General features: G+C 44.9%; 10 protein-coding genes. 3 read left to right on the forward strand and 7 right to left on the reverse strand.

The features are described 5' to 3' along the window. Positions 1-85: 85 nt before the first annotated feature. On the reverse strand, positions 86-2,539 hold the full coding sequence (locus MKS89_RS19235; protein WP_072955629.1) for an ABC transporter permease: 2,454 nt from the start codon (positions 2,537-2,539) through the stop codon (positions 86-88). Next, complete coding sequence (locus MKS89_RS19240) at positions 2,536-3,219, reverse strand: ABC transporter ATP-binding protein (RefSeq protein ID WP_072955627.1); 684 nt, start codon at positions 3,217-3,219, stop codon at positions 2,536-2,538. Before MKS89_RS19240 ends, MKS89_RS19235 begins: the two co-directional genes overlap by 4 nt. Here MKS89_RS19240 and tesA point away from each other — a divergent pair. The 3 genes from tesA (at position 3,218) to MKS89_RS19255 (ending at position 7,239) form a co-directional block, all read left to right on the forward strand. Continuing rightward, complete coding sequence (gene tesA, locus MKS89_RS19245; protein ID WP_072955625.1) at positions 3,218-3,847, forward strand: multifunctional acyl-CoA thioesterase I/protease I/lysophospholipase L1; 630 nt, start codon at positions 3,218-3,220, stop codon at positions 3,845-3,847. The genes MKS89_RS19240 and tesA overlap by 2 nt on opposite strands. 139 nt (positions 3,848-3,986) lie before the next feature. Then, the gene (fabV, locus tag MKS89_RS19250) at positions 3,987-5,195 is read left to right on the forward strand and encodes an enoyl-ACP reductase FabV (RefSeq protein WP_072955623.1); all 1,209 of its coding nucleotides are present in this window, start codon (positions 3,987-3,989) and stop codon (positions 5,193-5,195) included. A gap of 124 nt (positions 5,196-5,319) precedes the next feature. Next, positions 5,320-7,239 (forward strand): sensor domain-containing phosphodiesterase, encoded by a 1,920-nt coding sequence (locus MKS89_RS19255; RefSeq protein WP_072955621.1) that lies wholly within the window; start codon positions 5,320-5,322, stop codon positions 7,237-7,239. Positions 7,240-7,335: 96 nt separating this feature from the next. Here MKS89_RS19255 and MKS89_RS19260 read toward each other — a convergent pair whose 3' ends face one another. From MKS89_RS19260 to MKS89_RS19280, 5 genes are all read right to left on the reverse strand, one after another. After that, positions 7,336-7,977 carry a DNA-J related domain-containing protein gene (locus tag MKS89_RS19260; protein ID WP_072955620.1) on the reverse strand — a complete coding sequence of 214 codons (642 nt, stop codon included), beginning with the start codon at positions 7,975-7,977 and terminating at the stop codon, positions 7,336-7,338. 270 nt (positions 7,978-8,247) lie between these two features. Continuing rightward, entirely contained in the window at positions 8,248-8,586 is a 339-nt protein-coding gene (gene cutA, locus MKS89_RS19265; protein WP_072955618.1) for a divalent-cation tolerance protein CutA, read from the reverse strand. 315 nt (positions 8,587-8,901) lie between these two features. Continuing rightward, positions 8,902-10,092, reverse strand: a complete 1,191-nt coding sequence (locus MKS89_RS19270; RefSeq protein WP_072955615.1) for a carbohydrate porin — start codon at positions 10,090-10,092, stop codon at positions 8,902-8,904. A 121-nt stretch (positions 10,093-10,213) separates the two neighbouring features. Further along, positions 10,214-11,419 carry a putative glycoside hydrolase gene (locus MKS89_RS19275; protein WP_072955613.1) on the reverse strand — a complete coding sequence of 402 codons (1,206 nt, stop codon included), beginning with the start codon at positions 11,417-11,419 and terminating at the stop codon, positions 10,214-10,216. A 318-nt stretch (positions 11,420-11,737) separates the two neighbouring features. After that, positions 11,738-12,436: a family 16 glycosylhydrolase gene (locus MKS89_RS19280; protein ID WP_072955611.1), complete on the reverse strand. Its 699-nt coding sequence runs from the start codon at positions 12,434-12,436 to the stop codon at positions 11,738-11,740. Positions 12,437-12,648: the final 212 nt, after the last annotated feature.

Genomic DNA, 12,648 nt, shown 5'->3' on the forward strand with positions numbered 1-12,648 from the left:
ATTCATTCCTGTCCTGCCCCCTGAAATGCAATCCGGAATCACGCAGGTTCCCCGCCCAGTACCGGGGAACCTGAGAAACGCCAAGTTACTGAACATTCAACCCACTCATCAGGGAATGCCGCGAATGGGTCAGTTGATGAATCAAACGCCCGACCACAACCATCACCATCAACAAAGCGAATATGGGCTGAATTGCCCATAACAGCAGATGAACGCGTGGCGTGAGTTCAAAAGCATAATGGATGATTGCTGCCACCATGGCATCAGCCCCCAAACCTGACACGCAACCCGCCACAATCGCAATCAAACCAAACTCGGCCAACACGGTCCACCTCAATCGCCGCCGACTCATCCCTAAGGTACGGTAGAGTTTCATTTCTTCCTGTCGCTGCATAAGACTCAATCGAAGTAACGTATAAATCAGCAGTAAACCGGCAATCACTCCAACCACAGCCAGAATTGAAATGGCATTGATAATTTGCGAGAGCAACCCTTGAATTTTTTGGGTCATTTCACGTAAGTCAAGCAGGCTCACCGTTGGGTAAGCATGGGCCAACTGTGAGAGTTGACGAGAGTCGTCGGCGCCGAGGCGAAAACTCACCATCCAAGTTGCCGACAGTGGAGCCAGACGATCCGGTGTGAATATGAAGTAAAAATTAGGCTTCATTTCCCGCCATTCCACTTGCCGAATCGAATTGACTTGAGCGGTGACGGATTGACTGTTGATCATGAAGGTTAATTGATCACCGACTTTCACCCCCAGCTCACGCGCGACACTTTCTTCCACCGAGACGCCATTGTTTGGCTGCCAGCGCCCCGCAACGACTTGATTATAAGCCGGTAACTGTTCGGCCCACGTGAAGTTCACTTCCCGACGCAGCACATTACTGGCCTCCCGGCCCCCCGCGTACTGAATCGCATCGGTGCCATTAATCAACGCCAGACGGCCGCGAATGATCGGGAAAATAGGCGAATGAACAATATCGAGTTGCTGTAACTGATGCAGATAATCATCTTTTTCGTGTGTCGCAATATTCAGCGCAAACACATCGGGGGCATTTTCAGGAAATACACTTGACCAGTCCGAGAGTAAATCCGTTCTGACTAACCATAAAGCAGCAAACAGCATCAGCGACAAAGACAATGCCCCCAACTGAACTCCCGAAGCCAATGGCGTGCGATTGACCCGTTTCAGTGCCAGTTTAAATGCCGCGTTTAACGGTAATGCCTGAACCACCCGAAACAGCAGCAAGCCAATCCCGGCGAGAAGCGCAGAAGATAGCACGATCCCCCCAAAAATCAGCCAGACCATAAACTGGTTGCCCCAGTACCACGCGGCACCGGCACAGGGAAAAATCCATAAGCCCCACAAGTAAACAGATTTGTGCTTCCCTTGTACATGACTTTGCAGGCTGGCAAGCGCATCAGTATCAATCAACCGATAAAGAGGAATCCCTAGCCCCGGAATCGCAACCAGCAAACTACTGAGCAGTGCCATCACAAATGGCGTCATGCCCAGTTCTGGCAATGGTGATGGCAGTAACCCAACTAACGGTAACCTTAATAATCGTTCCAAGCCGTATCCCAGCGGTAATCCCAACAACAGAGCGATACTCATAAGCATCAACACTTGAACAATCAACCAACGCCACACCCAGCGTTTCGATGCACCGAGACTTTTCAGCATCGCCACAGTCTGGCGACGAGAAGCCACATAATGCTGGCATGTCAGCAACAACGTCATCGTTGCCATCAACACCACGATAATCACAACCAATGATAAATATTGCTCGGATTTGTTGAAAATATCCTGCGTTCTGGAACGTTCGCCGACATCGCGCCATTCATCACTGGGCGTCAAGGTCACGTATTGCTTTAACTGTTGGATGATGTCATCCCGGGCGTTGAGGAACAGTTGGTATTCAACGCGACTCCCGACTTGTAGTGCACCCGTCTCCGGAATCTGAGACTGATGGATAAAGACGGTCGGCATCTGACGGAATGGATTAAAACTAAATCCCGGCTCTGCGATAATGGTGCCGGAAACCACATGTTCCATATCACCGAGACTGATCCGGTCTCCGATGTTGATCCCGAGATCGGACAACAACTGCGGGTCCAGCCAAACTTCGTCTGACGCAACATGAGATCGAACGGCGTGACCGTCAGATAATTGCAGTGTCCCTCGCAGCGGGAACGCATCGTCCACCGCTTTGACAAAGACCAGCTTCATCCCCTCTCCGCTAAAAAGCATGGTAGAAAACTGGGTCATCTGCGAGGTTGTCCCTCCCAATGCCCGAGCTTTGGTTATCAATGCGTCAGGAATCGGATTGGCACTGACAAAAACCGTATCCGCCATTAAGGCATCTTTGCCTTGTTTGACAATCACTTGATCCATACGCTGAGCAATTGCAGATAACGCAAACACACTGGCAATAATCAACACAAACGCCATCACCACCAGCCACAACTGTCCCTGTCGAAGCTCCTGCCAGCACCATCGCACCAGTGAGCGATTGACCAGATACGATGAATTCATGATTCAATCTCCTCGATCCGTCCTTCACTCATTTGCAACCGTCGCTGGCACCGTTGTGCCAGATGGTGATCATGGGTGACCAATACCAGTGTGGTCCCGAACTCTTCATTGAGCTGAAACAAAAGTTCAATCACTACGGCTGCCGTCTTTTGATCGAGGTTTCCGGTCGGTTCATCAGCGAACAGAATTTGAGGCTGGATCATAAACGCCCGCGCAATTGCGACCCGCTGCTGTTCCCCGCCGGAAAGTTGAGCCGGTGTATGATGAAGCCGCTCCCCCAGCCCGACAGCGTTTAACAGCGATATTGCCCGCTCCCGATCTTCAGGCTCTCCCCGAAGCAGACAGGGCAATGTGACATTATCTAATGCAGACAAACTGGGAATCAGTAAAAAGTTCTGAAAAATAAAGCCGACGGATTCACTGCGTATCGCCGCCCGTTGCTCATCATCAAGCGTGCTCAACGGCTGTCCAAACAACACGACGTCACCTGAAGACGCAATGTCCAATCCGGATAACAGTGCCATCAATGTTGATTTCCCCGCCCCGGAAGTGCCGACAATCGCCACACTTTCTGTTGGATAAATATCAAAATGAGCCTCTTTAACAATTGTCAAATTCTGCTGATTCGTAGACACTGTTTTACTCAGACATTTTGCAGAAATCACAGGTGTGTTCGTCATGCGATGGTTATCCTTTCTTCTGGTTTTGACTTGTTCATTACAGGCCCATAGTGCCACCCGATTACTGATTGTCGGTGATAGTTTGAGTGCCGGTTATCAAATGTCAGCCGATCAAGCATGGCCGAGTTTGCTTCCTCAAGCCTTACAAAAGTACAATCGCTCGGTCACCGTCGTCAATGCCAGTGTCTCTGGTGATACAACTGGTAACAGTTTGGTGCGTTTACCGCAGTTGTTACAGCAACATACCCCAGATTATGTGCTGCTCGAGCTGGGAGCCAACGACGGGCTCCGTGGTTTCTCACCACAAATTCCTCAGCAAAATTTAGCCCAAATGATTGACCTCATCACGCAATCCGGCGCACAGGCCATTCTGATGCAGATTCGAATCCCACCGAACTATGGGCAGCGCTATAGCAAAGCTTTCGCTGCTATATATCCCACGCTGGCGACGGAAAAAAAGGTTTCGTTACTGCCGTTTTTTCTGGAACAGGTCATTGTTCGCCCGGAATGGATAAAATCTGATGGACTCCATCCCAATGAACAAGCACAACCTTGGATTGCCGAGTGGATGGCGCAACATCTGCACCCCTTACTTGAACAACCCGCAGCCCCAGAGATGCAATCATGATTCATAGTTCAGCTTTTACTGCCCTAGCTCAATAAACATCGGGCTATTTTGCGTTAATGTCGCTGATGTGTTCACTGAAAAAAGTCAACACGTTTAACTCGTTCATCATGATATTTACCACCATCATAGGGTAACCGACATGCACATAACCCCAAAGATCAATGGTGTTGTTGCACATAGCGCACATCCTTACGGTTGCGAGCAATCGATTATACAACAAATTCAGTATGCGAAGACCGCAACACCGATTCAACATGGCCCAAAACGCGTCCTCATCTTAGGTGCATCTTCCGGACTTGGGCTTGCTGCTCGGATCGCACTGACGTTTGGCGGTGCTGAAGCTGACACAATCGGTGTATCTCTTGATAAGCCACCACAAACAAATCAGTCCGGTAATGCCGGTTTTTATAACAACTACTACTTCAAACAGTATGCGCAACGTGAAGGGCGAACCGCGATTAATATTCAGGGAGATGTATTTTCCCGCCACACCAAAGAAGCAGTCATCGAAGCAATTGAAACTTACTTCGAAGGCGAAGTGGATCTCATTATCTATAGTGTTGCCTCCGGTAAACGCAGAAAAGCAGAAGGCAGTGACCGCTTCTGGCACTCCGCTATTAAACCGATTGGTCAGTCAATAGAAAGTGTCTTGCTCGATTTAGGCCAAGACCAATGGCAAGATGTCATGCTTGAACCCGCTTTAGAAGAAGAGATCGATGCAACACTCAAAGTCATGGGCGGAGAAGACTGGGAAGCCTGGATCGATACATTGATTAATGCGGAATCAATTGCTGATGGTTGTCAGTCCGTAGCATTTTCTTATATTGGCTCAGCATTAACCCATCCCATCTATCTGGACGGCACACTGGGACGGGCGAAAGTCGATTTACATCAAACCAGTCATTCTCTCAATCTGAAGCTCGCCAACTATGGTGGTCATGCCTATGCGGTAGTCTGTCAGGCGTTACTGACTCGGGCCAGTGTTTTTATTCCCGGACTGAGCCCTTATTTAATTGCTTTGAATCAGGTCATGCACACTTTAGGCGTGAATGAAAACTGCAACAGTCAGATGCAACGCCTGTTCACCACAAAGCTGTATGGCCCTGAGACCGTACCCGTTGATGGCGAACGGCTGATTCGCTTAGATGAGCACGAACTTTCTCCGGAAGTGCAAACTAAAACACAGCAGTTATTGGCCGAAATTAATGCCGATAATTTTTCTCAGCTTGATGCTTATCAGACATTCAAAGAAGCTTTTATGCAGTTGAACGGTTTTCACTGGCCAGCCGTGGATGATCACGCACCGATTGACCTCCAACCTTTTATCCGATTCGCAACAAAACAATAACAATGATATCGTGCTCATCATTGATATTTTTATAGCTTCGAGTATGTGCTCGAAGCTTTTTTTTGCTAGATTATAGGGAGAGTGCTGACTTTCATGAAACAGCTGAACTCAGGAAAATCACAACATGCCAAATAATCACCCGAACCATCTGATCATCCCAGAGCACATTCTGGATAACTGGCAAAATATTGTGAATCTCGCTGCTGGGATTCTCTCTTCTCCGACGGTGATGCTGCTGCGTTGTCGTGAAAGTATGAACGAGCGAATATGCCATAATCATCACTCACAGAGCGAGCTCAATCTTGATGAGCTCAGTGCTTGTCAACTCCATCAGATTGTTCTCGAATCAGGTCAGCCGCTATGGGTCTCCGATATAGAAGAAGAGCCGACGCTCTCGACGTATTTACCGGATGCGGTTATGTCCTATGCTGGGTTACCACTCTATTTTCCCAATCAAATACCATTTGGAATGTTGGTGGTTGTCGATAACCAGATACATCATTTTTATGAGCTTGAATTTCAGTTATTGGAAAGCCTTCAGTCCGCGATCGAATCCCATTTGAACATCTTGACGCAACAATCTGAGATCAACCGACTCAATCACTACATTGAAAACACGCTTTCTCATGATACGGTCGATTACGTTAATCTGACGCAGACGCTACACCAAGAAATTGATCGTCGCAAAGTCGTCGAACGCCAATTGCAATATAATCAGCGCCATGACCCCAGTACTGGTTTTCTCAACCGTTTTGCACTTGAAGACGAACTGAAGAATCGTTTGGTAAGCTGTACCGCTCACGGGAAAAGATTTGCCGTGATCCATATCGGTTTCAGTAATGCCCGTCATTTGCAAACCCGCTTTGGTTATCAAGAGTGGGAAGGCGTTTTGAAACACTATCATACACAACTCGAAGCGCTGGAACTTAAAGAGATTGAATGGTTAACAGCTCGCCCTAATTCCACCGATCTAGTACTGATAGTACAATCCTGTGATCTGAAACGAGACGTGGATATGCTATGCGAGAAATTGGTATTGATAAGCAAAACTGTCTTTAACATTCATCATCAGTCGATTCACTTACATACTTATATCGGCATTGCTATTTCCGGAGAAGACAGCACGGTCACCGAGCTGCTCGGACAAGCTTCCGCAGCTATGATTTCGTGCAAAGACTCCGGCCATTTATATTACTACCACTCAGAAGCACTCGCCCAATCTCAACTCCGACTCCATCAATTGGAAAACTACTTGCTTCATGCAGTGAGAAATGGCGATCTGATGCTTTATTTTCAGCCGAAAGTCTGTCCGACAACACGGCTTTGGATGGGTGCGGAAGCGTTACTGCGCTGGCGTCACCCTGTTCTGGGGGAGATCTCCAGTGAAACGTTGATTCACTTGGCAGAAAAAAATGGCCTGATCTTTGAAGTGGGTAACTTTGTGCTAAAAACGGCAATCGAAAAAGCCAGCCAGTGGACGCGCTATATGACCGATTTTAAAATTGCGGTCAATGTTTCAGCCAAACAGCTACGGGATATCCGCTTTGTTGATCAAGTCAAACAGTTTTTGCAAGCCTATCAACTGCCGGCTCATCATCTGGAAATCGAAGTGACCGAAAGCGGTTTGATCACCGATGAAAAAGTGGCCAGTGATATTCTTCAAATTCTTCATCAACTCGGCGTGACACTATCGCTTGATGACTTCGGTACCGGATATGCATCATTCAGTTATCTGAAAAAGTTTCCGTTCGATTGTATTAAGATTGATAAAAGCTTTGTGCATTCACTGGCAGAAAGTGAAGAGGACAAAGAAATTGTGCGCTCTATCATCCAAGTCGCCAAAAAACTCAAATTACAAATCATCATTGAAGGGGTTGAGACGGAAGCACAGGAGCAGTTTATCATCGCGGAAGGTTGTCACTATGGACAAGGCTTTTTATATGGACGGCCAGTCCCTGCTGATGTGTTTGAAAACAGTCTGAACCAACAAATGCAATCGCAATTACAACAGAGCACGAAACGCAGTCAGATCAAAGACCATTAAACACAAGTGACGCCAAATATCCTTGTCTGTTTTGGCTGATGATTGATTCATACTCGGTTTATTTGTATGTTGGAAATAAAGGTGACAGCGTCACCTTTATATCATCTTATCCACAGCCGTCTGACGCAGGATATTCCATGCTTCACACAAAATGCGGAATCTTTCGGTATCCCCATTATCTCGATCCGGATGCCAACGTAGCGCCAGCTTGCGCCATGTTTTACGGATTTCCATATCACTAGCATCAACGGGTAATTCAAATAACCGCAACGCTCTGGCTCGATCCATATCGGTCACATTGTCATCCTGACCAATATATTGCCGATAACGAGTCCAAAATTCATTCAGCAGCCGTTTGACTTCACCTTCACTCGCTTCATAATTACTCCAGTCGGTATAGTACATGCGTAGCGGGTCAGATTGATCAATGAAATACGCGACATGACTGCTCACCAATCGTAACTCAATATCCATCGCCTCAACTTGAAGCCAACGTTCGGGATACAGTATCTCTTGTAGTTGATAGAGTGCATTCATGATCAAAAAGTTGCGTTTAAAAATATCCTTTCCCGGTGACGCGTCTAACTCAGGAACATAACCCAGCTCACTCAACCGGGCTGAAAGCGTATGGACTTTCCAGCCCGAACATTCCCGCTTCAGCACTTCCAAAATAGGCCAAATCAGTGGATTTTCCATCTGCGTGTGGAACACCGTTTGTAGATTCTGATTTCCTGACATTACTGCACTCCTTGAGAGCATTCTCACTGCCGTCTATCGATTAAAGGATATTCAATACAGATTATCCTGTTCTTCCCTATTTTCCTATACTCACATCAGCATCCGGTCTTCTTTCTGTGACATCATAGCCAGCGTCACGCAAAAACCCATTGTCTTGATAAAACCATTGTCTTGGCAAAACCACGATCTTTACAAAACTAGGCCTTTACAGTGAATCCGCTTGTCGGTACTTCAACGACACAGTTCCACCACAGGTAGGGAGCCGTTGATTTATCCCCGCTCTTCCGGATGCTGTGTCACTGTTTCGACCCAATGAAGATAAGCCTGAAATCCATCCATTACTGGGATTTGAATAATTTGTGGGACCTCGTAAGAATGAACTTCCCGAATGGCCGACTCAACCGCCTGATAATGACGACTCTGCGTTTTCATCAACAGCAATATCTCTTGGTCGGTACAAATTTCTCCCTCCCAGCGATAATGGCTATTGATCGGTAATGTTTGAATACAAGCAACCAGTTGTGCAGACAGCAAACGTGAGACGATCATCTGACAACCTTCCTGGCTATTGATCGTGGTCAGCACCATGCAAAACGGCGTTTCCCCCATCTGACTTATCCTTTGTCCTCTTACCATTTTCTGATTATAGCGCAGTAGCGGTAAACATGACCAAACATCAAACACGATGAGATATCGACCCCATAAAATCATAGTGTCTATGAGGAAAACCATCATTATGGTGCAGCAGATGGCTGACGGAAGCCATGGATAGCGATGATCAGAGGAGACGAGAAACGAGCAGTAATGCAGTAACGAAATAGCGAAATAGCGAAATAGAACAATGTGAGACCGCAGAAACAAAATATCAACCTTACTGAACCATCAATAAGGTTGATATAAATTACTGGTCAGAATGCTGATGGCTTACCACCAAGCTTCAAACATCGCACCGACTGTCAGTGTGTCTAACTGAGTCGATTGCATATTACCTGTCTTAGTATCGAAGCCAACATATTCATTGTCTGCTTTACCGACCGTGGTATAAAAACGCAACATTGGACGAGCGGCCATTGGAGAACCAATCACAATATTTTGAGAGAGTGTAAGTTTCCATGAACTGTTTTTGGCATTAATATCTTTATAATCAACAACGCTATAGCCCGCTTCTAACCAAGTAGAATTAATACTATCCCAATTATAGGTAGGTCGCACAATCACATTATAGTTTGCCCGGTCTTCAATACCTGCCACATCTAAAAACTGGTATGCGGCAAGGTACTCGACAGCAGCTTGCTCAGAAATATTGGTCGCACCGTCAAAACTGGCTAACCAAGCGCGCTGATCTTTAGTCAACTCAAATACACTATCTTTCGCATTATCAGCATAACGGAAAAGGAGGTGATGACCCGACATCGAGATATCAGCCGCTAACTGATACGCCCTGGTACCATAATAAGACTTTCCTTGTGCTTTCTTCGATGTAAAACCGTAGTTAGCATAAAACGCCAGCGACGCATCATCAAACAAGTTGATACCGTGTACTTTTGACGTCACTGCATATTTGCCGTTATCACCGACCAGATCGCTATCAACTTGACTGACAGCACCGAAGTCGAGTTTTACGCCACCCAGATTCAGATTATAAAATCCGGCACCTTGTCCATCATGCGTCATCCAGAAATAGTCATTCAGACCCGTCTGTGGGCGCTGATGGAAATCTCGCCCGGCCCATACCTTTAATTCAGGTTGCGCATCAATAAAGTTGGTGACACTCGCATACGCTTTTTTGACTTTGAGACCACCGGTTCCAGGTGTCGCCCAAGGTTCATCAGAATAGTGGTCAAACATCACCACAATATCCCATTGATCGCCAAGATCACTGGTGAACCCTTTTGATAAACCAAACTCCCCACCATTACTCTCGTTCCCCAGCCGCCCGGTTGCGTTACCATTCAACGCACCCGCTGTTGAGACTTTCTTTTCATCCTTATCCTGAAAAGCTGCACCATAACGCGCATATCCAGAAAATCTGAATCCGTCATCAGCAAAAGCTGAATGAGATATAATTGGTAAACCCACTGCAATACATGCAGAAATTAATTTCAATGCTCTCATGTTTATGTCCCTATTATTGGAATTTAAAACAACATAAATTATTTTTTATATATGTTTTTAATATCACCACTGAATAACAATACGAATGAAGTAATTTAAAAAACCTCCTTAATAAAAATATCTACAAGGCAATACACGGTTTACTCGCGTTATAATCTTTTCTCGGTTTTATCACTGCCACATTGGCGAATGAAAATTCAAGATCCTTCATTTGATCCCATACCCCAGAAAGATAAAGTGCTTTTTTCACTGAGGTCAGATTGGAGGTTGGGATCATTGAAGAAACAAGCATCTGGCACCGATACCATTTATCGTCTGCCGGTAACACACTACTATCCAACGAGAAGAATGTACCCGTATCAGCCGTCTGACCATCCATTCGGGCTTGAATACTGCCTGATTCCCCATAACTCTTGACTTTCATATCAACGGTCACGACATCCGTTGCATGGGAAGAAAAATCACTTTTAGAATCATCAGCGCCTAAGAACATCCCATTATTCTTACTGAACGATACAGCAATGACATTATTGACACTCTCAACATTACCGCTGAAATCATTAGGTGGATAAGCACTACTCAAATCTTGTGCTTTGGTTATATCCCCTGAATAAAATAATGCAGTATCCCCTGCAACCAAATCCGGGGCTTGGTTGACACTATTTTTTGCCGCAGCATCAGCACAGGTAACGGAATCGACAACCGGTGTTTGATCGGTAGTTAGCCGATAGGAAATATCGGTAATCTCGTAATTAAAGGCTTCTTTCACATCAAGATGGAAGGGATTCTTGACCTGACTCAAATCAACCGCCTTCGCCCCATCAAAAGGTTTCATACATGCAACCGGCACCGCGAGCGTTTGCCAGTTACGGTCATCCGCCAACTTACCGGATAAAACCAGACTGCTTCTGACCGGCCACTCATTATCAATCGAGACGGTTATCGCAGATGGGGGGGTACTCTTCGGCCGAATCTTAAATTGGATATAACCCGACTTATATTGACTCACGTCTATTCCAGATGCCGATTGCATCATCAATATATTGCTACCTGATCCGGAAACCTGAACATCAACGATACCATTGCTTAATGCGGCACTCATCGTTGAGGTGCTGGTTTGACTTTCAGTCACCGCCATAAGGTTCCAAGCATCTTTTTCAGATTGAATCCAAGGTGATATATCACTACTTGAACCCGTACCTAATAGGACTAAATCATTACTTTTTTTACTGACATCGATATGGTCAATATTCTTTTCAAAGTTACACCCGGCAAGAATCATCGGTGTAAGTGATAAAATTAGGGATTTCGCTGTTATTTGTTTCATAATATTCAAACGCTCTAAATTAAATATAAAAACAATTATATTTGTATTGAATTAATCTCTTACTAACGTTGCTCTATATAAAATTAATTTCTTATTATTTCTGTTTCTTATTATTTTTGTATATTTTTTGTTCCACTTATTATTTCGGCTTTTATTTAAGCAATTACTTCAACATGGTTCAGATATAAATAAGGTGCCAACAAAGGTCCGCTGCGCGGGGGATGCGCGGCGGAAACCTGATAATAAATTAATATATGTTAATATTTGAACGATTCTTCAATGACTAGTCACGAGGACTACTATTGAAATACAACAGGATCAATCATAACGATTTACTCTTACATATCTATATTTCGCATAGGCTGGACGGCCATTATAACGGCTAGGTGGAAAATTAGGGTTGGCACTAATCCAGTCATTCATAAATAATTGCATATAACTTGTCACACGTTGATTAACACGTCTGACCGTTACCCAAGAATTGTTATAGCGACTAAATACTTCCCATGTTACGCCATTCGCATCAATGGTAAATGCATATTTTTCCATACTCCAAATAGACATACCATACTGACCTAAATCAATATCTAATGGAAACTGTCGGCCACCGATCCATACATTGGTATGCAATAAGTTAGTGCCACCCATTAACTCAATATCAACTTCATAATGACTGGATGTTCCTGCTTGACCAGTGTAGGTAAAAAATGAACTGATAGTGCCGGGGACAGCAGCGGCTTGCATTTCAACTTCATAGCGACCACGCCGATAATACTGTGTTGTTCTCACTTCTGAACAACTCTTATAACTTCCTTCATTCTTCGCATGCAATATCAAAACACCGGATTCTTGCCATACGTTTTTGGCTTGCCATGTACAGTCAAACTCACTGCCGCCATTTCTCCAGCCGTCTGATACAGACCAATTCAAACCACTCCAACCGAGAGCGAAACTGGAAGATACAAATAAAATATTTAATAAAATTACCTGAAAAACTAATCGGAATGTTGTCATCATGTTCAACCTCATATCCTTGTTGTGGCAGATGTATTTTGATGCTTACACATAAAAATGCATAGACACCAAACCTTTTTGCTTCTCGGAACCGTGAAATGACTCTAATGATATTTATAAAAATTTGTCTATAACTAGATTTGAAAACAAGATTTCAAATAACCACAAAAAATAAAAATGAAGGCTTTAGTCACAATTTATTCATCATCCATGAA

The organism is Vibrio gazogenes (assembly GCF_023920225.1).
GTDB lineage: Bacteria > Pseudomonadota > Gammaproteobacteria > Enterobacterales > Vibrionaceae > Vibrio > Vibrio gazogenes.